Below are 23765 nucleotides of genomic sequence, written 5' to 3'. Positions count from 1 at the left end.
AGCAGTGATCCGACGTCTTCTGGTGGCCGACCGTGGGGAGATCGCCCGCCGGGTCTTCGCCACCTGCCGCCTGGTCGGCATCGAGACGGTCGCCGTCTACTCCGATGCCGACTCCGACGCGCCACACGTCACGGAGGCGGACTACGCGGTCCGTCTCACCGGCGGCTCGCCGTCGTCGACGTACCTTCGCGGCGATCTCATCATCGCGGCAGCGAAGCGAGCCGGGGCCAACGCCATCCATCCGGGCGACGGCGTGCTCGCCGAGGATCCGCGATTCGCGGCTGAGGTGGCCGACGCGGGCATGATCTGGGTCGGGGCACCGGCCAAGACGCTCGGCGTCCTGCACAGCAAGATCGAGACCAAGGCGGTCGTCGCGGAGGCCGGCGTTCCGGTCCTGCCGACGTTCACCGATCCCGAGACCATCGACGACTTCCCGGTGCTCATCAAGCCCTCCGGCGGCAGTGGCGGCGCCGGCATGCGGGTCGTCCGGGACCCGGTCACCCTCGCCGAGGCGGTCGCCTCCACCCGGCAGGAGACCGGCGACGACGTCTTCTGCGAGCCGTACCTGGAGAACGTGCGGCACATCGAGGTGCCGATCATCGCGGACGCCCATGGTGCCGTGGTGCCGTTCGGCGAGCGGGAGTGCTCGGTCCAGCGCCGCTACCAGAAGATCATCGAGGAGACGCCGTCACCGGCGGTCGACCCGGCGCTGCGCGAGCAGCTGTGCCGGGCGGCGATCATCGCGGTCCGATCGATCGGGTACGTGGGCGCCGGCGCCGTGGAGTTCCTGCTCGAGGAGGACGGCGACTTCTGGTTCGTCGAGCTGACCCCGAGCCTGCAGGTCGAGCACGCGGTGACCGAGTGCGTGTCCGGATACGACCTGGTCCGCCTGCAGTTGCTGGTCGCCGAGGGCGGCAACCTGCCGATGCCCGGCCCCCCGCCGATCCGCGGGCACGCCATCGAGGTCCGGATCTGCGCGGAGGACCCGGCGTACGCCTGGCTGCCCGCGACCGGCACCCTGCACCGCTTCAAGGTGCCGGACGTAGCCGGCTCCTTCCGCCCGCTCCCCCAGCCCGGCCTGCGCCTGGACGCCGGCGCGGTGGACGGCTCGGTGATCGGCGGGCAGCAGGACTCGATGCTGGCCAAGCTCATCGCCTGGGCGCCGACGCGCCAGGAGGCGGCACGGATGCTGGCCTCGGCGCTGACCCGCACGGAACTGCACGGCGTGGTCTCCAACCGGGACCTGCTCGTCCGGGTGCTGCGCCACGGCGCGTTCCGGGCCGGCGACGTGGACACCGGCTTCCTCGACCGGCATCCGGAGGTGTTCGCGCCGCTGCTGTCGTCGGTCGACGCCGTCCGCATCTCCTGCCTCGCCGCGGCCCTGGCCGGTGCCGCCGCCCGGCGGACGTCCGCTCCGGTTCTGCGCTCCCTGCCGTCGGGCTGGCGCAACGTCCCGTCCGGCTCGCAGACGGCCGTGTACGACGGCCCGGCCGGCCCGGTCGAGGTCGGCTACCGGATGAACCGGCACGGCGAGCTGGCGGGCTGGTGGGTGCGCGCGGTGGATCCGGAGGAGCTCGACCTCGCGGGCCTCGGACAGGCGCCGACCCTCGACGACCACCCGCCCACGGTCGTCGTGCGCGCGGACGGCTCCCGGGTGGACCTCGACGTCAACGGCATCCGGCTGAGCCTCAAGGTGCACCGGGTCGGCGAGGTCTCGTACGTGGACAGCCCCGAGGGCTCCGTCGCCCTGCGCGAGCTGTCCCGCTTCCCCCTGCCCGCCCCGGAGGCGACCGAGGGTTCCCTGATCGCGCCGCTGCCCGGGGCCGTACGCCGGGTGCTCGTGGTGCCGGGTCAGCGGGTCCGCGCGGGCGAGCTGCTGCTCACCCTGGAGGCGATGAAGCTGGAGCATCCGGTGCACGCGCCCTCCGCGGGCGTGGTCGCCTCGCTGCCCGTGCATCCCGGCGCGGAGGTCGACACCGGCGAACTGCTGGCCGTGCTGGATCCCGAGTAACCGCCGACCGGCTCAGCCGCGGGCCAGCACCGGCCCCTGGAGCTGGTCGGCGCCGCGCCCGGCGAGGCAGCGGAAGGTCCGGTCGGAGGTCGGCGGCAGCACCGACAGCGCCCACTCGGTGCTGTCGGTGCGGGTCGTGGTCCGCCGGAACATCTCCCGGCTGCACACCCGCTGCACGCTGGGGTCTGTGGTGACCGCGTCCCGGTCCTGGGGGTCCACGTGCGACGGCAGGGAGCCCACCGCGAAGACCTCCCAGCTGTGCCGCCGGGCGCAGGACACCTCGCGAGCCACCGCCGGGGTCTCCGGCCGTGGCGTGAAGCATTCCAGCTCTTCGGGGCAGTGGGCGCGCAGGGCGCGACAGCCCGGCAGGCGCGACATCGCCGTCGGCAGCGTCGAGGTGGCCGGAACGGCGAGCCGGGACGCGAGCGAGCGGACGACCGGACCCTGCGACGACGCGAGCAGCGCGCCGCCGATCGAGGCGGCGATCAGCAGGGACACCCCGAAGCCGCCGAACAGCCAGCGGCGCTTGCCGCGCTTGGGGTTCTCGGTGTGCACGGTCGGGGTCTCGTCGGCCCTGGACGCGTCCCGGGTGGGCGTCACCGGCGGCACCGGGCGCGGCTGCGTCGAGGGCGGGTACGGCCGGGGCGCCGGCGGCACGAACGTCGAGGACCGGTACACGTTCGGCGCGGCGTTGTTGGCGGGGTGCAGCCGCAGGCCGGCGAGCATCTCCCGCAGCTGCTCGGCGGTCGGCCGGTCCCGCGGGTCGTTCGCCATCCCGTATCGCAGCACCTCGAGCAGGGCCGGCGGCACGCCGGGCAGCTCCGGGATCGGCTGGTGGAAGAGGTCCATCAGGGAGATCAGGCTGGGGCTGCGGTCGGACTCCCAGCGCGGCGGCCGTCCTCGCATGACGGCGTAGAGGGTGGCGCAGAGCGCGTACACGTCGACGGCGCCCGACGGGTCGGCGTGCGAGAACATCTCGGGCGGCGCGTAGGCGGGGGTCAGCACCTCGAGGGTCACCGACGAGTCGCGCATCTCGCCGAGCACGGCGAGCCCGAAGTCGGCGAGCACCGCCGGGTTGAAGTGTGAGTAGAGGATGTTGGCCGGCTTCACGTCGCGATGCAGCACGCCGTTCGCGTGCGAGTGCACGAGCGCGTCGGCGATCTTCACCCCCAGGTCGCGGGCCTCCACGGCGCCGAGCGGGGAGACGCGCATGCGATCCAGGTACGAGCCGTCGCACAGTTCCATGATCAGGTACGGATGCTGGTCCACCGTGACGCCGACGTCGAAGAGGTCGACGACGTGCGGGTGCGACGACATCCGGCCGGCCGCCTTCGCCTCCCGCAGGAAGCGGGCCTGATCCCGCGGATTGTCGAGAGTTCGGTTCTCGACCTTGATCGCGACCTCTCGGCCGACCGAGTCCTGTGTCGCTCGGTACACGGTCGCGTACCCTCCGCGAGCCATGACGGTCAGACCGGACATACCTGGCACGTAGGGGACCGGCAGGCGACCAGGCGGGGTATCCGTCACGGCTTAGAAAATACGCGACCCGCGTGCCGGATCATCCCGGCACGTCAGACGCGTAAGCGACAGATTCCGGCGGTTCCACGATGGAGGGTGCCAGAGCGTCTCGCAGATCCTCCGCGACGACCCGTTCGCTGGCCTGTTCGGTCGAGTGCGCCAGCAGTACGGCTTCCTCCGCGGCGTCCCTTGCGCCCGACATGTCCCCGGCGGCCGCGCTGACCCTGGCCTGCACCAGCGCCGCGACCACCCCACTGCGCACATCCTCGGCCGGAATCTCCCGCGCCCGACGGATCCACTCGGCCGCCTCGCTCACCCGGCCGTCGACGAGCAGCGCGGACGCGTACGACGCCAGCGCGTGCCGCCGCGAGAACAGCAACGAGCCACTGGTGTCGCTCGCGATCGGGGCGAGCAGGCCGATCGCCGTACCCGGATCGCCCACCCGCAGGCGTGCCTCGGCCAGCAGGACCCGCGGCCCCACCTGGGCGGGCGCCAGCGGATTGTGCGGCTCGACCGTGGTCATGACCCGGCGCGCGGCTTCCTCGGCGGCCTCGTTGTCGCCGCGCTGCAACGCCACGAAACCGCGCAGCGTGCCGGCCATGCCGAGCAGCAGGGGATGTCCGGTGCGCCCGGCATGCTCGAGCGCGTCGGCGAGCAGGTCGTCGGCGTGGTCGAACTCGCCCAGACCTCGGGCGATGACCCCACGGACGACCAGCGCGAGGCCGCGGCCCCAGTCGTCGGAGACCTTGTCGAAGTCCCGGTACGCCCGGCGCGCCTCGCCGTCCGCCTCCGCGAGGTCGCCCAGTTCCGCGGCCGCGTACGCCTCCACGGACCGCAGCGTGCCGACCGCCCAGCCCTCGCCGACCCGGTCGCCGAAGGGCAGGAAGATGCGGGCCAGCCGCCGTGACTCGTGCAGCCGCCCGGCCAGCAGCCGGGCGAACGCCGTCGTGCCGCGCAGCCACGAGCGGCCCACCGGGTCGCCCAACTCGGCGAAGAGCCGTGCGGCCCGCCCCAGCACCGCGTCGGTGCCGGGGAAGTCGCCGCGGGTCGTCGTCACCCAGGCCAGGTTCTGCAGCGCCCACGCCTGCCCGTGCCGGTCACCGGCGGCCAGCGTCACCTGGTACGCGGCCGCGAACCGGCTGCTCGCCTGGCTGAGCCGGCCGGACAGGAAGTCGGCCATGCCCAGCCGGCGCATGGCGTTGGCCCGTTCCGGCGCCAGCTCGGCTTCGGTCGCGACCTTCAGGGCCTCCTGCCAGGCGGTGACCGCCCGGGGCACGTCGCCCAGCGCTTCCCGGGCGCGGCCCACCACCAGCAGCGCCTCCGCCTGACACACCGGCTCGTCCTCGGCGGCGCCGGCGATCTTCTCGCCGCAGGCCAGCGCCTCCGTGGCGCGGCCCAGCCGCAGCAGGGCCCGCGCGTGCACGAGTTGGTCGGACAGGGGCAGGCCGGCCTTGGCGAGGGCGGCAGCACGCTCGGCGTACGCGATGGAGGCGGCCGGTTCGATGTTGGCGAGCGCCCGCCGGGCCAGCCGGCCGAGCGCGGCGACGCCCAGCGGCGCGACCTCGCGGACGCTGGCTTCGGGGCGCAGCCGCACGGCGTCGGCCAGCTCCATCGCGCATTCGGCGTGGGTGGCCACGAACGCGTCCCGCTCGTTCTCGCCCAGGCTCAGCCGGGAGGCGCCGTCATATCCGAGCACGTCGATCGTCTCGGGCGCGGCCCAGCGCGCCAGGTAGGCGTGCCGGTCCGCCAGGTCGGCCTTGCCGATGCCCGCGTACGCCGCCTCGCGCATCAGCGGGGTGGTGAAGGCATATCCGCCCCGGACCCGGTGCAGCATGCGGCGTTGGAGCAGCTCGTCGACCGCCCGTTCCAGCTCGACCGCGGCGAACGCGCCCGGCCGCGCGTCGCCCGGCGACCGGCGCTCGCGCAGCGCCTCGACCACGCCCGTTGGCACGGTGTCACCCACCACGGCGGCGTCGCGCAGCACCGACCGGGGCTCGGTCGGCAGGGCGTCGATGCGCGCGGCGAGCACGGCGGCGAGGTCGCGCGACAGCAACCGGCTGCCCATCGCCCCACCGGCGAGCTGCCACTTCCCGGCCGCGTTCGCACCGACCGCGGGCATCAGCGAACCGCGCTCCAGCAGCAGCGTGACGAGCTCGGCCAGGTAGAACGCATTGCCCTGTGCGGTAGCCAGCAGGCGGTCCGCGTCCGGCTGCGGAAGCTTTCCGCCGTTCAGGTACGACGTGAGCAGCCGCGACGCGTCCGCACCGCGCAGCGGCGGCAGGGTGTGGATCTCGGCGTCCGCGAGGCGGGTCAGGGCGCCGGCCGTACGCACCAGTTCCGGGCGGCCGAGCAGCAGCATGACCACCGGCCCGTCGAGGCGCGACAGCACCCCGCCGAGCGCGTCGATGGTCTCGGCGGTGGCGTCGTGCAGGTCGTCGACGATGACGACCAGCGGCGCCTCCCGGGCCAGCGCGGTCAGCAGCTCCGCGACCGCGACCGGGACCGTCTCGGAGTCGGGCTGTGCGCCGCCGGTCGGCTGCCATTCCGCGACTGCGGCCGCGCCGACCGGGTTCGCCGGGACCTCGCCGTACCCGAGGAGGGCGAGCAGCCGGTCGATGTCGATCTCCGGGGCCTCACCGTCGCGGCTCAGCCGGGCGACGAGCTTGCGCAGCCGCTCCTCGACCACCGCGCGGCTGACCGTCGAGGCGACGTCCTTGGGCAGGCCGACGGACTTGCGGACCAGGTCCGCCAGCGGCGCGAACCGCCGGCGCTCGCCGAACGCCCGGCACCGGGCCCGCAGCACCCGGGCGCCGGTGTGCGCGGCGAACCGCCCGGCGCCCACGTCGTATCCGGCCGCCAGGCGCTTGACCTCGCCCGCGAACCGGGTCTTGCCGATGCCCGCCTCCGCGGTCATCACCATCACCCGCGGGTTGCCGGAGTCGATGACCTCGGCCAGCCGGCCGGCGACCCGGCCCAGCTCGGTCTCCCGACCCACGAACGGCGCCTCGTCGCCGACTCCCGACCGCGTGCCCGGGGCGTCGTGCAGGCCGAGCAGCTCGTACGCCGGCACCGGCTCCCGCTTACCCTTGAGCCGCAACGCGCGCAGCTGCCGCCAGGAGGCGACGTGCCGGGTGCCGGCGGAGGTGCGCGCGCCCGCGTAGACCGCGCCGACCGCGGCGGCGTCGGCGAGCCGGGCGGCGGTGTTCACCGTGTCGCCGATGACCGTGTATTCGATCGAGGCCTGGATGCCGGCGACGACCTCGCCGGTGTTCAGGCCGACGCGCAGCCCGAGCGGGGCGCCACCGCCGCGCTCGTCGTCCAGCACCCGCCGAACCGCGCGCTGCATGCTCAGCGCGGCCCGGACCGCGCGTTCGGCGTCGTCCTCGTGCGCGACCGGCGCCCCGAAGACCGCCATGATCCCGTCGCCGGTGAGCTTGTCGACGTGCCCGCCGAAGGTCTTGACGGCGCCGGCGAGCGCCGCGAGCACCCGGTCGGTGACCGCACCGACGCGCTCGGGGTCGAGGTCCTCCGACCAGGAGGTGAAGTCCGAGAGGTCGCCGAAGAGCACCGTGACGATGCGTCGCTCCGCCGCGGGCAGCGTCGCGGCGGCGGGCAGGGCCGCACCGCAGTTGTGGCAGAACCGGGCGCCGGGAACGGCCACGGTTCCGCACACAGGACAGGTCACAGCGGGTCCAACTGTTCCCGGGTGCGTGGTGATTCCCGCCTCAGAAACTCGAGCTGGGCGCGCGCGGACCACTCGGCCGCGAACCGGACGCCCGGGTCGATATCGGGATAGACCACATCGACGATCGCCTCGGGCGTGTCGGCGCCGGCGGCGAGCGCGGCGCGGACCTGGTCGAGCCGCTCCCGCCGGTGCGCCAGATAGGCCTCCGCGACCTCGGCGCAGTCGGGCCGCACCGGGCCGTGGCCGGGCAACATCAGCAACGGGTACGCCCGAAGCGTCTCGAGACTCCCGAGGTATGCCCCCAGATCGCCGTCGGGCCACGCCACCACGGTCGTGCCCCGCCCGAGCAGGGTGTCGCCGGTGAACACGGCGTCCTCGACCACGAAGCACACCGAGTCGGAGGTGTGCCCCGGCGTCGCGACGACCTCGATGTCCAGCCCGGCCAGCCGCAGCCGCGACGGCAGCGGATCGCCGTGCTTCGGATCGGCGGCGAGGATCGGCACCCCGCCGAGCATTCGGGAGAGCGTCTCGGCGCCCTCGACGTGATCGTGGTGGCCGTGCGTGATCAGAATGGCGCTCAGCGGCCGGTGCTCGGCGATGGAGGCGAGATGCCCCGGGTCGTCGGGACCGGGGTCGATGACGACCGCGTCGGGGACTCCGGGGGCCTGCAGCACCCACGTGTTGGTGCCGTCCAGCGTCATCGGCCCAGCGTTGGGCGCCAGCATCGGCGTGACCCACTCCGGCAACCGCTCGACCTGCGACGACACAGACGCCACCCCCCAGCGCATGGTACGTCGCCGAGGCCACCGGATCGAACACACGTGGTGCGACCGGCGGCAACGGCGGTCGGGCCCGGGATCGGCGTCCCGGGCCGGACCAGCGTCAGGCGATCTCGGCCATGACTTCGACCTCGACCGGCGCGCCCAGCGGCAGTTCCGAGACGCCGACCGCGCTGCGGGCGTGCCGCCCCCGCTCGCCGAAGACGTCGCCGAGAAGCTGCGAGGCGCCGTTGATCACGCCGGGCTGCCCGGTGAAGCCCTCGGCCGACGCCACGAACCCGGTCACCTTCACGATCTTGATGACCCGACCCAGGCCCACCAGCGCGTCGATCGCCGCCAGAGCGTTCAGGGCGCAGATCCGGGCCATCTCCACGCCCTGCTCGGCGGTGACGTCCCCGCCGACCTTGCCGGTGTACGGCAGCTTCCCGTCCACCATCGGAATCTGCCCCGAGGTGTACACGTAGTTGCCGGACTGCACCGCCGGCACGTACGACGCCAGCGGCGGCACGACGCTGGGCAGGGTCAGGCCCAGCTCGGCCAGCTTCGCGTACGCGTCATCGCCGCTGACCGGCGTAGGCACGGTCATGACTGTGCCCCAGTTGTCATGCTCTCCTGGCCCTCGCTGCGCTCGGTGCAGTCGATCATGACTTCTCCCGCTTCATGTACGCCACCAGCTGCTCCGAGTTCGGGCCCGGCACGACCTGCACCAGCTCCCAGCCGTCGTCGCCCCAGTTGTCGAGGATCTGCTTGGTCGCGTGGACCAGCAGCGGCACGGTCACGTACTCCCACTTCTGCATTTGCTCGCAGCTCCCAGAGATAGTCCGCTCGAGCCCCCCGGCCCGCACTTCGGCGACAGCCTAGCCAGGCAGCCGGAGCGGCCTCGCGGCCGACCGGATTCCATTACCCTGACGTGGGGGTGGTGTGCCTGTCCCGCAGGCGGAGAACAGGGGGTAACGATGACGCGACCGTCGCAGGGAGAACCCGGGCGGACCTCATCGATCGCCGCCGCGGAGGCACCGGTCTCCGACTTCATCGACGCCTCCCCGCCGCCGTCGCCGCCGTCCTGGCCGCCGCTGGGCGCCTATCCCGGCGAACCCGGCCATCCCGGCCCCCCGGAGTGGCCCCCGACGGCTGCCCCACCCGGCGACACGGCCTCCGCGACCGAGGTGATCCCGGCGGTCGTCGGCTCGACCAGCGACGCCCTGCACGGCGAGACGGTGGAGGGCGAGGTCGTCTGGCATCAGCCGCCGCCGAGCGAACCGTTCCACGCCAAGCACGAGAAGCCCGGCGAGTGGCACACGCACCCACCTGACCACCTCGCCTTCGAGCACTCGCCGCCGGCCGAGGTGCAGCCCGGCGTCCAGCACGACCAGCCGACCGAGGCGATCCCGCTGAGCATGCTGCCGCATCCGTGGGAGGTGCCGTTCGACCCGAGCCACACCGAGACCGGCTTCGTCGAGGAGTCGGCGCGTCGACCCCGGCGCACCGGGCTGTGGGTCACCTTGGCCCTGGTCGTGACGCTCCTGCTGTTCGGCGGCGGCACGCTCTCCGCGGTCCTGCTGCTGCGCAACGCCGACAGCGGCAAGGGCTCGCCGGACCCGGCCACGGCCGTCGACCGCTTCCTGACCTCGGTCTACACCCAGCAGGACGCGACCTCGGCCGGCGAGCACGTCTGCCGCGAGGCCCGCGACGAGGACAAGATCCAACAGCGGGTCGACCAGATCAAGGGGTACGCGAACGAGTACCAGGCGCCGACCTACCGCTGGAGCGAGCCGGCCGTCTCGGGTCAGGACGAGGAGAAGGCCATGGTGGCGGTGCAGCTCACGATGACCACCGACGACGAGAAGACGGCGCAGCAGCAGCTGACGTTCACGGTGGTCCGCAAGACCGGCTGGCTCGTCTGCGACGTCGCCGGCTGAGCTTGGCGACCCGAGCCCGTACGCTCGAAAGCGTGGGTAGAAGCGATTGGCCCGCCCGTCTTCACGTCGTGACGGGCAAGGGCGGCACCGGCAAGACCACCGTGGCGGCGGCGCTGGCCCTCGGCCTGGCCGCCGACGGGCACCGCACGCTGCTGGTCGAGGTGGAGGGTCGGCAGGGCATCGCCCAGCTCTTCGGCATCGAGCCGCTGCCCTATGCGGAGCGGCGCATCGCCACCCCGCCCGACGCGCACGGCGAGGTCCGGGCGCTCGCCGTGGACCCCGAGGAAGCCCTGCTCGAATACCTCGACATGTTCTACAAGCTCGGCGCCGCCGGGCGCGCGCTGCGCAAGATCGGCGCCATCGACTTCGCCACCACCATCGCACCGGGCCTGCGTGACGTGCTGCTCACCGGCAAGGTCAAGGAGGCGACCACCCGTTCGTCGGACGGCCGCCGGGCGTATGACGCGGTCGTGCTCGACGCGCCGCCGACCGGCCGCATCGGACGGTTCCTCAACGTCACCGCCGAGACCGCCAAGCTGGCGAAGATGGGACCGATCAAGACGCAGAGCGACGGGGTCGCCTCGCTGCTGCGGTCGCCGATCACCTCCGTGCATGTGGTGACGCTGCTGGAGGAGATGCCCGTGCAAGAGAGCCTCGACGCCATCGAGGAGCTGAACGGCCTGCACATCCCGGTCGGCCGGATCATCGTCAACGGCGCCCGGTCCCCTCTGCTGGCCGGCGCGAAGGTCACGAAGGCGGAGCTCAAGCGCGGGCTGGCCGCGGCCGGCCTGCCGACCGATCCGGCGACGGTGGCCGGGCTGCACGCCGAGGCGAAGGCCCACCTGACCCGGCACGGGCTCGAGGAGTCCCTGCGCGCCGAGCTCGCCGAGACCGACCTCCCGATGGTGGAGCTGCCCCTGCTCGCCGGCGGCGTGGACCGGGACAGCCTGGACCACTTCGCCGACCTCCTCATGAGCGCCTGACCCGCGAGCCGTCCGGGCGCCGGGAGTGTCTGACCCGCCACACACCGCACCACTGAAGGCCGCGACCCGAGCCTCGAGTCAGTACGCTCGAAGCGTGGCCGCTGATCAGACCGCCCCGCGCCTGAACGTCGACGCCCTGCTGGCGGACCCGGCGACCCGCATCGTGGTGTGTTGCGGCGCCGGAGGCGTCGGCAAGACCACCACGGCCGCCGCGCTCGGGCTGCGCGCCGCCGAACGACACGGCCGCCGCACGGTGGTGCTGACCATCGACCCGGCGCGCCGACTGGCCCAGTCCATGGGCCTGAACGAGCTCGACAACACGCCGCGGCAGGTCAAGGGCATCGATGTGGCGACCGGCGGCGAGCTGCACGCCATGATGCTCGACATGAAGCGCACGTTCGACGAGGTCGTGCAGGCGCACACCTCGCCGCAGCGGGCCGCGGAGATCTTCGCGAACCCCTTCTACCAGGCCATGAGCTCGACCTTCTCGGGCACCCAGGAATACATGGCGATGGAGAAGCTCGGTCAGCTGCGCTCCCGCGAGGAGTGGGATCTGATCGTGGTCGACACGCCGCCTTCGCGCTCCGCACTCGACTTCCTCGACGCCCCTGCGCGGCTGTCCCGCTTTCTCGACGGCCGCATGCTGCGCATGCTGATGGCTCCGGCGCGCGGCGGGCGCAGCATGTTCAGCCTGGTCACCGCCTCCTTCGGAATCTTCTCCCGGGCGGTGCAGAAGGTTCTCGGCGCCCAGTTGCTCACCGATCTCTCCGGCTTCGTCGCCGCGCTGGACTCCATGTTCGGTGGCTTCCGGCAGCGCGCCGACGAGACGTACCGAATCCTGCAGGACCCGCAGACCGCCTTCCTGCTGGTCGCTGCTCCGGAGCGGGACGCGGTCCGGGAGGCCGCGTATTTCGCCGAGCGGCTGGTCGCCGAGCGGATGCCGCTTGCCGGTCTGGTGTTCAACCGCACCCACTGCGCGGCCCTGGAGTCGGTCCCGCTGGCCGCGGCCGAGGCCGCGGCGGCCACGCTGGACGCCGAGGGCGATCAGCGGATCACGGCGGACGCGCTGCGGGTGCATGCCGGGTTGCTCCGGCAGATCGACCGAGAGGTACGGGTCGCCGCGCAATTCACCGGCGCGTTTCCGAATGTGCCCACGGTGTCGGTCGCGGCGCAGCCCGCCGACGTCCACGACGTCGACGGGCTGCGATTGATCGGCGATACGCTCACCGCCGCAAACTAATTCCAATCAGCGGGTCGAGACGAGCACCTTGTCGGCGCCCTTCTCACGCAGTGCGGCTTCGAACATCTTGCGCCAGCTCGCCACGTGCGGGTGCCGGCGCAGCAAGGCTCGCCGTTCCCGTTCGGTCATGCCTCCCCAGACTCCGAATTCGATCCGGTTGTCCAGTGCGTCGGCAAGGCATTCGTAGCGGACCGGGCAGCTTCGGCAGATTCTCTTCGCCACGTTCTGCTCGGCGCCCTGCACGAATAGCGCGTCAGGGTCGCCACTCTGACACGCCGCCATGCTGGGCCAGTCGCTGATCATTCCCATCTGTTCACGTCCCCCCTTGCAATTACCCCCTGACGCCCACGCGTTCATGTCCCCCAAGCCGCGCAGACGTCGTGCGAAAGCTCGCCGGACCCATCATGCTCCGTAGTCGGGCGATTACGCAACGTTGTCCCTCAAATACGTATACCTCGGAAGTTCCGGGCATCTCACTCTGACCGGACGGAGAAAACTTCGCGGGATATCTCAGAAATCGCTCCGCGCTGCCGATCGAGAGGGCAGAATCATTCTGGGCGAACCGTGACCAACTCGTCGCGTGGTCATGGGCATCTTTCGCGTACCCTGCTGTCGTGACCTCCTGGATGCGCAGACGCGATCACAACATCTTCGCCAATGCGACCTCGCTGCTGATCTGCGGCCTTCTGGCGGGTGTCGTGGTCGCCGCAGCCGCCTTTCCCGCGGTGGCGATGTCCGGTCTGGCCGCCAAGGCCGGCGGCGAAACGTTCGCGAGCCTGCCCGGCGAACTCAAGCAGGCGAGTGCGCCCCAGATCAGCCGAATCTTCGCGTCGGACGACAAAACGCAGATCTCAGTCTTCTACGACGAGTTCCGCAGCGACGTTCCGCTGAAAGACATCTCCAAGCACATGCAGCACGCGATCATCGCCGCGGAGGATCACGAATTCTACAAGCACAACGGCGTCGACCTCAAGGGCGTCGCCCGCGCTTTCGTCAACAACAACAGCGGCAAGTCCTCACAGCAGGGCGCCTCGACCCTGACGATGCAGTACGTGCGCATGTCCCTGGCGTACTCGGCGACGAACCCCCAGGAGGTCGTCAACGCCACCAAGGACACACCCAAGCGCAAGATCACCGAGATGAAGTACGCCATGCAGGTCGAGAAGGAGCTCACGAAGGACCAGGTCCTCGAGCGCTACCTCAACCAGGCGCCCTTCGGCAACGGGTCATACGGCGTCTACGCCGCCAGCCAGGTCTACTTCAAGAAGAAGCCCAAGGACCTCACCATCGCCGAGTCGGCCCTGCTGGCCAGCATGGTGAAGGCGCCTACGGCGTTCAACCCGACCACCGCCAGCGGCCACCCGCAGGCGTTGGCGCGCCGCGACTACGTCGTCGCGGACATGCTGGAGCTCAACTTCATCACCCCGGAAGAGGCCAAGAAGGCCACCGAGACCAAGATCGCCAAAACGGTCCAGCGGGTCGGCAACGGCTGTGTCTCCGTGGCGAAGAACCACTGGGGCTTCTTCTGCGACTACTTCTACCGCTGGTGGCTGGGTCGCAACGAGTTCGGCGCCACCACGTACGACCGGGAGCGGCGGCTCAAGAGCGGCGGCTACCGCATCCAGACCTCGATGGACGTCAAGGCCCAGGGCGCCGCCCGCGAAAACATCGTCGACCGCATCGGGGACAAGAACAAGAACGCCCTGCTCCTGGCCGGCATCCAGCCCGGCACCGGCAAGGTACGCACGCTCGCCACCAACCGCCGCTTCAAGCTGGACGACCCGGAGCATCCGCAGAACAAGATCTCCTCGGACCCCGCCAAGGCGAGGAAGAAGATCCGCGGTACGTACCCGAACACGACCAACCCGCTGATGAGTGGCGGCGGCGACATCACCGGCTACCAGGCCGGCTCGGTCAACAAGATGTTCACCATCGTCGCGGCGCTGGAGAACGGCTACCCGCTGGCGTACTCGATCAACGCACCGAAGAAGTACGTATCGAAGTACATCATCGCGCCGGGACCGGCCACGTGTCAGGGCAAGTACTACTGCCCCAGCAACGCGAACGGCAAGGCCGGCGGCGTCCTGAACATGTGGAGCGGCTTCGGCAGATCCACCAACACCTACTTCGTCCCGCTCCAGGAACGGGTCGGCGCCGAGAAGGTCGTCGACGTCGCCAAGCGCTTCGGCATCCAGTTCCGCACGCAGACGGACATCGACCTCTCCTCCACCGAGGAAGCGGCCCATCAATGGGGCGCCTTCACGCTCGGCGTGAACTCCTCCACCCCGCTGGACATGGCCAACGCGTACGCGACCCTGGCCGGCGACGGCATGTACTGCACCCCCACACCGGTCGAGCAGATCACCTCCCATGACGGTGACAAGATCGACGTCGGCAAGCCGCACTGCGTCCGCGCCACCTCTCCCGACGTGGCCCGCGCGGCACTCGACGCCGCCCGCTGCCCGGTCGGCGACAGTGCCCAGGTCGGCAATTGCAACGGCTCCACCGAGGCCCAGGCGTACGCCACGATCCGGCACCCGATCTACGGCAAGACCGGCACCACGGACGGCTTCAAGACGGCCTCGCTCATCATCGGCAGCAGCTCGTTGGCCGTCGCCGGCTACATGGTGAACCCGGATTACCAGGATCACCGGGACTACATGTCACACAACATCGTCAACCCCGCCGTCTATCACACGGTCGCGGACTATCTGGACGGCACGCCCAAGGTCGAGTTCAAGAAGCCCGAGAGCCGCAAGCTCTCGGCCGGCGACCAGCGCACGATCCCGTACGTCGAGTGCGCCAGCATCAACAGCGCCCTGGCCCGGCTGGAAAGCGCCGGCTTCAGCGCCACGGTCGGCGCCGAGGTCGAGTCCGAATGTCCGAAGGGCACGGCTGCCGGCACCAACCCGAGTGGCCGCACCATCAAGGGCGGATACGTCAGCATCGAGATCAGCAAGGGCCGCGACAAGGCAGACGACGACGAAGGTCCTGGCAACGGCGGCAACCGGCCCCGACCGAGACGTCGCTAACGCGCTGTTTCACGGGAAACGGGCGGGTCACCACCCGCCCGTTCCCAATGCCTCTTGAGGCGTCGATTCGCCTTGGGGGATCGATTCGCCTTGGGGCGTCAGCCGAGCTGCTTGCGTACCTCAGCCGCCACCCGGCCGCCCTGCGCCCGGCCTGCCACCGCGGCCTGGGCGGCCTTCATGGCCGGACCCAGCTGGCCCTTTCCGCTGAATCCACCGGCGTTCAGCGCCCCCGCCACCAGCTCGGCGATCTCTTCGTCGGACAGCTGGACCGGCAGGTAGCGATCGAGGATGCCACCCTCGGCATTCTCCCGGGCGGCCTGCTCCGCGCGCCCGGCACCCTCGAAAGCCGACGCGGCCTCACGGCGCTTCTTCGACTCCTTGCTCAGCACGGCGAGCACCTCATCGTCGGAGAGCTCCCGCGCGGCGTTACCGGAGACCTCAGCGGTGCGCACCGCCGAGAGCGCCATTCGTAGCGTCGAGGTAGTCAGCTCGTCGCGGCCCTTCATCGCCGCGCGCAGGTCATCGTTCAGACGGTCCTTCAGCGTTCCCATGGACGGTCAAACTACTCTGGCCTTCATGCGCAAGCGCCCCGTTATTGCCCTGGCCGCCGCGATCACCGCCGCCGGCGGCGCCGCCTTCGCCTACGCCTCCCTGGTCGAGCGCAACATGTTCACCCTGCGCCGCTTCAGCGTCCCGGTGCTCGAACCCGACGCCGAACCCCTGCGCATCCTGCACCTGTCGGACCTGCACATGATGCCGTCCCAGCACCGCAAGCAGGCCTGGGTCGCCGCCCTCGCCGGCACCGACCCCGACCTCGTCGTGGTCACCGGCGACAACATGGCGTCCCCCGACTCGGTGCCCGGCGTGCTGCGCGCGCTCGAGCCCCTACTGGGCCTCCCGGGCGCGTTCGTCTTCGGTTCCAACGACTACCGCGGGCCGGTCTGGAAGAACCCGCTGCAATACCTGCTGCCGGAGCGCGAGTACGTCCAGGGCGTCGACCTACCGACGGAAACGCTGCGCCAGTCCCTGCGGGAGGCGGGCTGGGCGGACCTCAACAACGCCCGCACGGTGCTCAAGGCCGGCGGCCGCTCAGTGGAGTTCGTAGGCGTCGACGACCCCCACGTCGACCGCGACGACTACCCCTCGGTGGCGGGCGACGCCTCCCCCGGCGCCGACCTGCACATCGGCGTCACCCACACACCGGCCTCCCGCGTCCTCGACGCGATGGCCGCCGACGGCTTCACCCTCCTGCTGGCGGGCCACACCCACGGTGGACAGGTCTGCGTCCCGGGCTACGGCGCGCTGACCACCAACTGCGACCTGCCGCAGGCGATGGCCAAGGGCCTGCACCGGTGGCCGGGCTCCGAGGCGTGGCTGCACGTGTCGGCGGGGCTGGGCACCCATCCGACGGCCCCGATCCGCTTCGCGTGCCGGCCGGAGGCCTCGATCCTGACATTGATTCCCCGCTGAGCCGTCGGCCGTTTCGTTTGCCCGCCGGGTCGGCCGCCTTGCCGCGGGGCGCCTCGGTCCCTTGGCCGCCGAGACCGCCGGGTCGGCCTTCTGCCCGGCGGGTCGGGCCTTCCGCCGGGTGGCCTCTTTTCGACCGCCGGGTGCCTCGGTCCCTTGGCCGCCCGCTCCGTCGGGTCGGCCTCTTCCCGCCGGTCGGCCTCTTCCCGCCGGTCGGCCTCTTCCCGCCGGGTCGGCCTTTTTACGCCGCCGGGCGCTTCGGTCCCTCGCGCCGCCGGACCCGTCAGTTCCTCGCGCTGCCCGACCCGTCGGCTCTTTGCCGCCTGACCTCACCGGTTTCTTTCGCTCGGGCCCGTCGGCTTCTTTGCCGCCGGGCCCTTCGGTTGGTGGCGCCTCAGTGGAAGAGCTTGAGGCCGACCACGCCGCTGACGACGAGGAGGAGGCTGAGGAGCCGGGGAAGGCTGGTCGATTCGCCGAGGGCGACCATGCCGACGATCGCCGTGCCCACGGCTCCGATCCCCACCCAGATCGCATATCCGGTGCCAACGGGAATGCTGCGCAACGCGTAACCGAGCCCGACCATGCTCAACCCCAATGCCGCCGCGAAGACCACGGTCGGCACCGGGCGGCTGAACGAGGCGCTTTTGGCGAGGGCAACGGCCCAGACGGACTCGAGCACGCCGGAAATGATCAGGACGATCCAAGCCATGACAACTCACCCTCGGGCGGTCGTCTTGTCTCGCCGGGTACGACACGCACTCGTCCGGGATGTCCGCGACGCGGCATCACCACCAGCCTAGCCAGTCCCGTTCACCGCCGACGACAGATCCGGTCGGGCCCGCCACCCGCCAGCCGCGTCCTCACCCCTTACCAGAACGCCGCGTCTCGAACCCCTGACCAGATCCGCGCCGATCTTGGTGCCTCACCCAGACCCGGCCCGACGTCACAACCGACTGAATCCGTGAATTCCCAGACGGATTCTGAAAGATCGCATTCCAGGGGCGACCGCGCCGGTCATCGGTCTTCCGCGCTCGCCGGGCGCAGGTGGTCGCGCAGAAAGGCGAGGATCTCGCGGCGGGCCGGGCGGGCGGCGGAAACGAGGCCGGGCATGCTGATGAACCCGTGCACGGCCCTCGGATAGCAGGTCAGACGGACATCGGTGCCGTCGGCATGGAGCCGCTCGACGTACCGATGTCCCTGGTCGTCCAAGGGATCCAGCGCGCCCGTGACGACCAGCGTCGGCGGCAGATCGGCGAGATTCTCGAACCGCACCGGAGACACGCTGCGCGGATCGAGGGACGGCGGCACACTCACCCTGCGCGACGTACGCAGCTGAGCCAGCGAGAGCCCCGGGTTGCCGGCGTTCGCGGCGATCGAGGGGTACTCGGTCATGGTCTCGGACCAGTCCGTGGCCGGATAGGCCAGCACCTGCGCGCGCAGCGGCGGCCCGTCCTTACGGGCGCGCAGCGCGATGAGCGTCGCGATCGTGCCGCCGGCGCTCTCGCCGAGGACCGCGACGGATGCGGGGTCGACGTCCCAACCGGCGGGGTCGTCGAGCAAGCGGACGAGCGTGTCGTAGCCGTCCTCGACCGGCGCCGGCAACGGATGCTTCGGCGCGAGGCGGTACTCCACCGACACGACCACCGCCGGGCAACGGGCCGCGAGGTGACTGTTGAGCCAGTCGTTCTGCGCGGCGGTCCCCGTGATGAAACCCCCGCCATGAAACGAGAGGATCAACGGCAACCGCGGGCCGGCGTTCTTCGGCCGGTGCACCCGCAGCTTCAGGCGACGGCCCGGAAGATCGATTGTGCGCTCTTCGATCCGTACGCGATGGTCGGGCAGACCGGTGATGATCCGCGCTGCGCGAGACGACCGGAGGCGGTTGACCTTCTCGCTCGTGGCGATCACCTGCCCGTCGGTGAGCGCCTCCCAGTCCAGAGTGTCCTTGAGGATGATGCGGGCGCCGAGCGGCGCCTTGCCAGCCACGATGTCCTCCCCTTTCAAGATACGCTACTTCGAGTAGCGTAATCGCCAGGATAGCCTGACCCGGTGCAGTCCTCCACCCCCTCCGCGGCCGGGCGTCCCCGCTCGGACCTGCACGCGACCGCGTTCGCCGCGACCCTGCGCTCCGTGAGCGAACTGGGCTACGCGGGCGCGACGATGGATCGCATCGCGGTGGCGGCCGGCGTCGCCAAGACAACGCTCTACCGGCGATGGCCGTCCAAGGGCGCGCTGATCGTGGACTGCCTCCTCGACGCCTTCGGCCCGGTGCGGTTACAGGGCACCGACCGCGGCGAGATCATGGCGTCGGCCATCCACTGGGTCGCGGCGAAGATCGGCGAACCCGGCGTCGGCGCGGCATTCGCGGGCGTCTTCAGTGACGCCATCAACGATCCGGCATTGCGCACGATCCTCTCGGAACGCCTGCAGGAGCCCTACCGGCTGACGCTCCAGGAGGCGCTCGGAGAGCCGGACGACCGGATCCTGCTCCTCATCGACATCGTCACCGGAACCCTGCTCCACCGGATGGGCATGACCGGCGAGCCGATGGTCGACGCCGACGTCGCCGTACTCGTCGAGATGGTTCTCCGCACATTCGGCTGACCGCGTCTGGCGCCGACAACGGTCAGGAACTGGCCGGATCTGGAGCAACGATCGCGGCATGACCACACAGCCCTTGCTTCCCCAGGAATCGGTCCCCGCCGGCGGCGCGGTGCTCAATCCGTTCGTCATCGTCGACGACGCGGCCGGCTTCGTCGGCTTCGTCTCCGAGGTCTTCGGAGTGCCGGAAACCACCGAGGCGCGAACCCACACGCCCGACGGCAAGCTGATCCACGCCCAGCTACGCCTCGGCACCGTCGACCTGATGGTCGCCGACCGGCTCGACGAATGGCCCGCCCGCCCCGGGCTGCTCCAGGCCTGGGTCAGCGACCCGGCGGAGACACTGCGGCGTGCCGTCGACCGAGGAGCCACCACAATCACCGAACCGACCCCGTTCTACGGCGAAGTCACCCTCGCCCGCATCCTCGACTCGTGGCAGAACCTCTGGTGGCTGTGGACGCCGGCCCCGGGCCAGCCCGATCCGGTACCGGCCTGGGAAGGAGGTTCGGACGTCGTGTTCGGCACGCTCGACAAGGCACTGAGGTCCCTGACCGTCAGCACCGGACGATCGGACCTCGACGCACTAGAGAGTGGTGCCGGCAAGGGCGACGAGGGCCACTAGCGGAGGTGCGGCCTGAATCGCGGCGGCCCGGGCGAAGCGGCGGTCGGTAGCCAGGAGCACGACGCCCGCGCCCGCCATGCAGGCGCTGGCGAGGCCGATCAGTGACCCGCCCGCGACGGTGTGGCCCGACGCGGTCGCGGCGACGCCGGCGAGCACCCCCAGGGCCAGAAACAGGTTGTACCAGCCCTGGTTGAACGCCATCGGCCGGATCGCGTCGGCGTCGCGCTGCGAGGTGATCAGGAAGCGCCGCCAGACCGCCGGCTGGGTGAAGCGCACGCTCTCCAACACGAAGAACTGGACATGTACGAGGGCGGCCAGGGTGGCGGCCACGAGGGCGACGAGGAGCACGGCGGCTTCCTTCCGAGTTCTGTACCGATCGGTTCAGAACGTATACTGCACTGATCGGTACAGATTCGTCAAGGAGGCAGCCGTGGCCCGCACCAGGTCGTTCACGACGGCGGACGCGGTGCGCGCCGCCCGCGACCAGTTCTGGGAGCACGGGTACGAGGCCACGTCCCTCGCCGACCTCGAACGGGTCACCGGACTCAACCGATCCAGCATCTACCAGGCGTTCGGCAGCAAACAGCAGCTCTTCGCCCTGGCCGTGGAGAGTTACCTGGCCGAGGTGGCGGTGCCGCGCCTGTCAGCCTTGGAGGCGCCCGGCGCCGGCATCGATCAGGTGGTCGAGTACCTCGAATCGCTGGCCGCCGCCATGGCGGGGACCCCCGCTCCCCTCGCCCGGCGCGGTTGCCTCATCGTGAACACCATCACCGAGCGCGCAGCCCACGACGCCGACGCACACACGGTAGGTATCGCCTACCGCGACAGATTGCTGCGCGCGTTCGCGGGCGCCCTTCCGCCGGAAACCGCCGCGCACCGGGCCGAGCTGCTGACCGGCTCGGTGATCGCCGTCCTGGTCACCGCCCGCCTCACTCCCGCGGCCGCCGCCACCCTGGCCCGCGCCGCCGCCATCGAGGCGCGCACCTGGCGATGAGCCGTGTCCGCTCACCTACCGCCGCTGCCCTACTGCATGACTCCCAAGCCGTGCGGTGCCGCATCAGTTGGCTGATCGCGTCGGCGTGCCTCGCGGACAGCCGCCCGTTCCCGGATAACGACGGGCGCAGCACAGGCCAGGCGCCCGGACGGGTCCGGGTTCCTGGCCTGTGTGCACGGTGACCCGTGGTCCGCCCCGTCAGGGAACGCTGAGTAGCTGCGCCGGCACCTTGCAGCCAACGCTGACGCTGTTCATGCGGTTGACCAGCGGAAATCCGTTAACAACCGGGGCGACAAAGCTCGGTTTTCGACCAGCCACCAGGTCGACGGCATACTGCTGGCGCACTCGAAGCAGCGTTTCCCAGTCAGCCAGCCAGTCCTCGGCCGGCAGGTCATCCGCAAGCCTGCTAGTGCCCAAGCCCCGTATCTCGGCCACCATGGCAACAACAGCCGCATCCTGCGTACCCATGAAGCTAGCTTTTTGCTCATTGGTCGCCTTCGGTGGCAGAACCTGCCCGGCCACCGTCGCCCGCATGGTGGCGCAGGCAGCGTCCGCCGCGTCGCTGACCTCCGGGCTATCGAGCAGCCCGGGCCGGTCATGATTCGCGTACACGTAAAAACCGGCACACGACACCCCACAAATACCGACAATGGCGGCGATGGCTATCGCAAGGACCACCTTCAGCACCGTCGGCACCGGAGGAGGACCGGTCAGATCACCCGCCGGCGGGTGAGGAAGATCAGTCACGGCTGCATCCTGCCCAGCGCGCCTTTGTGAGTCCACTCCCCGCTACATATGTAGCCTCCGCGAGGTTCTCCGCCACCGCTCGTGCAGGTCTGCCGCAGGCCTCGAGTTCGGCGGGTCCGGCACGCCGATGCGGTGCCGCCGTCGCCCCACAGCTTCCTTGACGAAAACCCACATTTTGGCATGAGTACGGCTTGAGGTTTCGGTCGATGGTTCCCTGCGTCAAGCACCTGAACTGAGGGGAACCCCATGAAGCTGTCGCGCCTCAAGGCCGTGATCGGTGCGGCCCTGGTCGGCATGCCGTTGTTGGTATCTACGCCGGCTGCGGCCGCCGCGGGCGGCCCCCTGCCCGGTCCCATCCGCGGAATGGGCTCCGAAGCGCCGTGGATGACCAGCTGGGCGGAGGGCCAGGCCACCAACCAGACCGTACGCGCCACCCGGCCCGGCAGCCTGGGCTTCGTCTGGCTGTGGATGCACGACGCCGACAACGCCGAGCACTACCACGCGACCGTGAGCGACGGCACCACCACGACGCGGTACGACTTCTGGGACGACATGGCCGCCGGGGACATCGCATACCCGGACGCCGTCTGCCAGTCATACAAGGTCACCGCATGGGGGGAAAACCAGTGGGGCCGGGGTCCCAGCCAGACGATGACCCAGCTCTCCCTGGCGCCGAGCATGGTGATGAAGCCGACCGCCACCCGTGGAGCCGACGGCACCACGGCGACATTCAGCATGCAGTACCCCCAGTGGTGGGGCTACCAGAAGTCTGAGGTCGACCAGCCGCTGCGTGACGACTCCCGCAACCCGAAGATCACCCTCCAGCTCACGGGCCAGCTGGTGCGCATGTCGGACAACAGGGTGGTGGCCACCGCCGCGGCGTCCAGCACGACGCGGGGCAGCATGTGGACCAAGACGTTCACCGGCCTGAACCCCAAGAACGCGTACGTCTTCAAGGTCAACACGGCGAACGCATGGGGCAGCTGCGGCAGGCAGCAGGGAAAGATCCTGCTCAAGGCCCGGAAGTAGCCCAGAGCTCGGCGGGCCCGACCGCTTGCCGCCTGCTACGAATGCCGCCTAGGAGCGGATAGCGTGCCGCCGCCCGATTCCCCACCGGGCGGCGGTGCGCTTTACCGGCATGCCGTCCTACGCCCGGCGAAGGCTCAGCTTCCCACGCGTGGGACGTGCGGGAGCACCTTGCCCGACACCCGGGAGGGGCCCATCTTGTCGTTGCCGCCGAACGTGAGCGTGATGCGAAGGCCCTTGTTACCACCTGACGCCGGCACCTTGCCGGAAATCCAGCACGTGTGCATGTTGGTGAGGTGCTTTTTCATGATGGGGAGGCGCTTCCTCCCGACCACCGCGTCGTCACGGCGAACGACGGCCACGATGCTCCCGTGACAGGCAGCCTTCCTGGACACCGTACGGGGAACGATGATTTCGCTCTTGAGAACGACTCCCCCGCGATTGGCGTAGGCGCTCTGGATCCGGATGTCGCTCATGGGCTTCTCGTCGCCAGGCTCGGGGGACGTGTCGGCGGCCTGGGCGGCGACCGCGGGCACCAGCCCGAAAACCGCTCCCGTGATGAGGCTGCACGCGGCCATGAAGGCTTTCCTGTTCATGGCCGCACCTATCGGCACGATCCGCCGCCAACTTGAGTGCCCGCTCGCTACCCATGCTCTCCCTGGTGCTGGTCACGCCATGTGGCAGGGTGGCGGCTGATCTGGCGGGTCGCCGCTCGGTGGGTTCCGGGGCGTCGTTGGGAGCATCGCAGACGGGCCTGCCCGCCGGTCGCACTGTCGCCGTACGGTCCCGGCTGCGGCGACCTTCCGCGTCCGACAGATCCACCGCATTCCGGCAGGGGGGCGCCGCACCCGGCGCGGGCGGGCCGTCGTCGCCGATCTCGCGTCCGCCACGACGGCGACGAGGGGGTGATCGGCCGGCGCGGACACCATCGGCGCCCGGATCAGCGCGCTGCACGACGAAGGCATCGTGACCTCTGCCTTGATCATGGCGTAAGAGCTGGCCGGCATCCAAGATCACGGTCCATGTTAGGCTGTCGGAGCCACGGGGAAGTGGCGGAATGGCAGACGCGCACGGTTCAGGTCCGTGTGCCCGAAAGGGCGTGAGGGTTCAACTCCCTCCTTCCCCACCAAAAGTTTTCTGC

General features: G+C 70.6%; 22 protein-coding genes, 1 tRNA gene and 1 riboswitch. Of the genes, 11 read left to right on the top strand and 12 right to left on the bottom strand.

All coding sequences use genetic code 11. The features are described 5' to 3' along the window. The first annotated feature begins 4 nt into the window (after positions 1-4). Positions 5-2011 (top strand): biotin carboxylase N-terminal domain-containing protein, encoded by a 2007-nt coding sequence (locus AB0M36_RS27075; RefSeq protein ID WP_364162535.1) that lies wholly within the window; start codon positions 5-7, stop codon positions 2009-2011. 12 nt (positions 2012-2023) lie between these two features. Here the strand turns inward: AB0M36_RS27075 and AB0M36_RS27070 are convergent, their stop codons facing one another. The 5 genes from AB0M36_RS27070 to AB0M36_RS27050 form a co-directional block, all read right to left on the bottom strand. Next, positions 2024-3538 carry a serine/threonine-protein kinase gene (locus AB0M36_RS27070; RefSeq protein ID WP_364162532.1) on the bottom strand — a complete coding sequence of 505 codons (1515 nt, stop codon included), beginning with the start codon at positions 3536-3538 and terminating at the stop codon, positions 2024-2026. Between the two features lie 31 nt (positions 3539-3569). After that, on the bottom strand, positions 3570-7214 hold the full coding sequence (locus AB0M36_RS27065) for an adenylate/guanylate cyclase domain-containing protein (RefSeq protein ID WP_364162529.1): 3645 nt from the start codon (positions 7212-7214) through the stop codon (positions 3570-3572). Continuing rightward, the gene (locus AB0M36_RS27060; RefSeq protein ID WP_364162527.1) at positions 7211-8002 is read right to left on the bottom strand and encodes an MBL fold metallo-hydrolase; all 792 of its coding nucleotides are present in this window, start codon (positions 8000-8002) and stop codon (positions 7211-7213) included. Before AB0M36_RS27060 ends, AB0M36_RS27065 begins: the two co-directional genes overlap by 4 nt. Positions 8003-8096: 94 nt before the next feature. Beyond that, positions 8097-8579 carry a RidA family protein gene (locus tag AB0M36_RS27055; RefSeq protein ID WP_364162524.1) on the bottom strand — a complete coding sequence of 161 codons (483 nt, stop codon included), beginning with the start codon at positions 8577-8579 and terminating at the stop codon, positions 8097-8099. 55 nt (positions 8580-8634) lie between these two features. Continuing rightward, a complete protein-coding gene (locus tag AB0M36_RS27050; RefSeq protein ID WP_364162521.1) occupies positions 8635-8790 on the bottom strand; it encodes a DUF4177 domain-containing protein in 156 nt (51 codons plus the stop codon). A 159-nt stretch (positions 8791-8949) separates the two neighbouring features. On the opposite strand from AB0M36_RS27050, the gene AB0M36_RS27045 reads away from it, so the two are divergent. The 3 genes from AB0M36_RS27045 (at position 8950) to AB0M36_RS27035 (ending at position 12135) form a co-directional block, all read left to right on the top strand. Then, on the top strand, positions 8950-9912 hold the full coding sequence (locus AB0M36_RS27045; RefSeq protein ID WP_364162518.1) for a hypothetical protein: 963 nt from the start codon (positions 8950-8952) through the stop codon (positions 9910-9912). Between the two features lie 32 nt (positions 9913-9944). Then, positions 9945-10895: an ArsA-related P-loop ATPase gene (locus AB0M36_RS27040; protein WP_364162515.1), complete on the top strand. Its 951-nt coding sequence runs from the start codon at positions 9945-9947 to the stop codon at positions 10893-10895. A gap of 94 nt (positions 10896-10989) precedes the next feature. Further along, a complete protein-coding gene (locus AB0M36_RS27035; protein ID WP_364162512.1) occupies positions 10990-12135 on the top strand; it encodes an ArsA family ATPase in 1146 nt (381 codons plus the stop codon). Positions 12136-12141: 6 nt separating this feature from the next. Here the strand turns inward: AB0M36_RS27035 and AB0M36_RS27030 are convergent, their stop codons facing one another. Beyond that, a complete protein-coding gene (locus AB0M36_RS27030; protein WP_041832981.1) occupies positions 12142-12444 on the bottom strand; it encodes a WhiB family transcriptional regulator in 303 nt (100 codons plus the stop codon). Between the two features lie 317 nt (positions 12445-12761). Between AB0M36_RS27030 and AB0M36_RS27025 the strand changes: the two genes are divergently transcribed. After that, a complete protein-coding gene (locus AB0M36_RS27025; RefSeq protein WP_364163132.1) occupies positions 12762-15167 on the top strand; it encodes a transglycosylase domain-containing protein in 2406 nt (801 codons plus the stop codon). A 98-nt stretch (positions 15168-15265) separates the two neighbouring features. On the opposite strand, the gene AB0M36_RS27020 is transcribed toward AB0M36_RS27025, so the two are convergent. Then, the gene (locus AB0M36_RS27020; RefSeq protein ID WP_364162510.1) at positions 15266-15718 is read right to left on the bottom strand and encodes a GatB/YqeY domain-containing protein; all 453 of its coding nucleotides are present in this window, start codon (positions 15716-15718) and stop codon (positions 15266-15268) included. 25 nt (positions 15719-15743) lie between these two features. On the opposite strand from AB0M36_RS27020, the gene AB0M36_RS27015 reads away from it, so the two are divergent. Further along, positions 15744-16637, top strand: coding sequence for a metallophosphoesterase (locus AB0M36_RS27015; RefSeq protein WP_364162507.1), 894 nt, complete (start codon positions 15744-15746; stop codon positions 16635-16637). Between the two features lie 391 nt (positions 16638-17028). On the opposite strand, the gene AB0M36_RS27010 is transcribed toward AB0M36_RS27015, so the two are convergent. Together AB0M36_RS27010 and AB0M36_RS27005 are read right to left on the bottom strand one after the other, a co-directional pair. Next, on the bottom strand, positions 17029-17343 hold the full coding sequence (locus AB0M36_RS27010) for an SMR family transporter (RefSeq protein ID WP_364162504.1): 315 nt from the start codon (positions 17341-17343) through the stop codon (positions 17029-17031). 14 nt (positions 17344-17357) lie between these two features. Beyond that, positions 17358-17423: riboswitch (guanidine-III (ykkC-III) riboswitch) on the bottom strand. 225 nt (positions 17424-17648) lie between these two features. Next, the gene (locus tag AB0M36_RS27005; RefSeq protein WP_364162501.1) at positions 17649-18620 is read right to left on the bottom strand and encodes an alpha/beta hydrolase; all 972 of its coding nucleotides are present in this window, start codon (positions 18618-18620) and stop codon (positions 17649-17651) included. A gap of 63 nt (positions 18621-18683) precedes the next feature. Here AB0M36_RS27005 and AB0M36_RS27000 point away from each other — a divergent pair, with 63 nt between their 5' ends. Continuing rightward, on the top strand, positions 18684-19238 hold the full coding sequence (locus AB0M36_RS27000; RefSeq protein WP_364162498.1) for a TetR/AcrR family transcriptional regulator: 555 nt from the start codon (positions 18684-18686) through the stop codon (positions 19236-19238). 58 nt (positions 19239-19296) lie between these two features. Next, positions 19297-19857 carry a VOC family protein gene (locus tag AB0M36_RS26995; protein WP_364162495.1) on the top strand — a complete coding sequence of 187 codons (561 nt, stop codon included), beginning with the start codon at positions 19297-19299 and terminating at the stop codon, positions 19855-19857. Here the strand turns inward: AB0M36_RS26995 and AB0M36_RS26990 are convergent. Beyond that, positions 19819-20205 (bottom strand): DUF1304 domain-containing protein, encoded by a 387-nt coding sequence (locus AB0M36_RS26990; RefSeq protein WP_364162493.1) that lies wholly within the window; start codon positions 20203-20205, stop codon positions 19819-19821. The two genes, AB0M36_RS26995 and AB0M36_RS26990, sit on opposite strands and share 39 nt — an antisense overlap. An 82-nt stretch (positions 20206-20287) precedes the next feature. Here AB0M36_RS26990 and AB0M36_RS26985 point away from each other — a divergent pair, with 82 nt between their 5' ends. After that, positions 20288-20851, top strand: a complete 564-nt coding sequence (locus AB0M36_RS26985) for a helix-turn-helix domain-containing protein (protein ID WP_364162490.1) — start codon at positions 20288-20290, stop codon at positions 20849-20851. 198 nt (positions 20852-21049) lie between these two features. On the opposite strand, the gene AB0M36_RS26980 is transcribed toward AB0M36_RS26985, so the two are convergent. Next, positions 21050-21598 carry a hypothetical protein gene (locus AB0M36_RS26980; RefSeq protein ID WP_364162487.1) on the bottom strand — a complete coding sequence of 183 codons (549 nt, stop codon included), beginning with the start codon at positions 21596-21598 and terminating at the stop codon, positions 21050-21052. A 246-nt stretch (positions 21599-21844) separates the two neighbouring features. Here AB0M36_RS26980 and AB0M36_RS26975 point away from each other — a divergent pair, with 246 nt between their 5' ends. Then, positions 21845-22627 (top strand): hypothetical protein, encoded by a 783-nt coding sequence (locus AB0M36_RS26975; protein ID WP_364162484.1) that lies wholly within the window; start codon positions 21845-21847, stop codon positions 22625-22627. A gap of 134 nt (positions 22628-22761) precedes the next feature. Here AB0M36_RS26975 and AB0M36_RS26970 read toward each other — a convergent pair whose 3' ends face one another. Continuing rightward, the gene (locus AB0M36_RS26970) at positions 22762-23220 is read right to left on the bottom strand and encodes a hypothetical protein (RefSeq protein ID WP_364162481.1); all 459 of its coding nucleotides are present in this window, start codon (positions 23218-23220) and stop codon (positions 22762-22764) included. 447 nt (positions 23221-23667) lie between these two features. Here AB0M36_RS26970 and AB0M36_RS26965 point away from each other — a divergent pair. Beyond that, positions 23668-23753, top strand: a tRNA-Leu gene (locus AB0M36_RS26965). Positions 23754-23765: the final 12 nt, after the last annotated feature.

Origin of the sequence: Actinoplanes sp. NPDC051346, from assembly GCF_040682215.1 — a bacterium.
Classification (GTDB): domain Bacteria; phylum Actinomycetota; class Actinomycetes; order Mycobacteriales; family Micromonosporaceae; genus Actinoplanes.
Note: the sequence above shows the minus strand (reverse complement) of the source record. Positions and strands in the feature narration are given on the sequence as shown.

What these genes read in the sequence shown, in the direction of transcription:
- AB0M36_RS27015 (WP_364162507.1), top strand. Translation starts at nt 15,744, where the DNA reads ATGCGCAAGCGCCCCGTTATTGCCCTGGCCGCCGCGATCACCGCCGCC.
- AB0M36_RS27030 (WP_041832981.1), bottom strand. Translation starts at nt 12,444, where the DNA reads ATGGGAATGATCAGCGACTGGCCCAGCATGGCGGCGTGTCAGAGTGGC.
- AB0M36_RS27060 (WP_364162527.1), bottom strand. Translation starts at nt 8,002, where the DNA reads ATGCGCTGGGGGGTGGCGTCTGTGTCGTCGCAGGTCGAGCGGTTGCCG.
- AB0M36_RS27050 (WP_364162521.1), bottom strand. Translation starts at nt 8,790, where the DNA reads ATGCAGAAGTGGGAGTACGTGACCGTGCCGCTGCTGGTCCACGCGACC.
- AB0M36_RS26975 (WP_364162484.1), top strand. Translation starts at nt 21,845, where the DNA reads ATGAAGCTGTCGCGCCTCAAGGCCGTGATCGGTGCGGCCCTGGTCGGC.
- AB0M36_RS27025 (WP_364163132.1), top strand. Translation starts at nt 12,762, where the DNA reads ATGCGCAGACGCGATCACAACATCTTCGCCAATGCGACCTCGCTGCTG.
- AB0M36_RS27010 (WP_364162504.1), bottom strand. Translation starts at nt 17,343, where the DNA reads ATGGCTTGGATCGTCCTGATCATTTCCGGCGTGCTCGAGTCCGTCTGG.
- AB0M36_RS27055 (WP_364162524.1), bottom strand. Translation starts at nt 8,579, where the DNA reads ATGACCGTGCCTACGCCGGTCAGCGGCGATGACGCGTACGCGAAGCTG.
- AB0M36_RS27045 (WP_364162518.1), top strand. Translation starts at nt 8,950, where the DNA reads ATGACGCGACCGTCGCAGGGAGAACCCGGGCGGACCTCATCGATCGCC.
- AB0M36_RS27020 (WP_364162510.1), bottom strand. Translation starts at nt 15,718, where the DNA reads ATGGGAACGCTGAAGGACCGTCTGAACGATGACCTGCGCGCGGCGATG.
- AB0M36_RS26970 (WP_364162481.1), bottom strand. Translation starts at nt 23,220, where the DNA reads ATGAACAGGAAAGCCTTCATGGCCGCGTGCAGCCTCATCACGGGAGCG.
- AB0M36_RS26995 (WP_364162495.1), top strand. Translation starts at nt 19,297, where the DNA reads ATGACCACACAGCCCTTGCTTCCCCAGGAATCGGTCCCCGCCGGCGGC.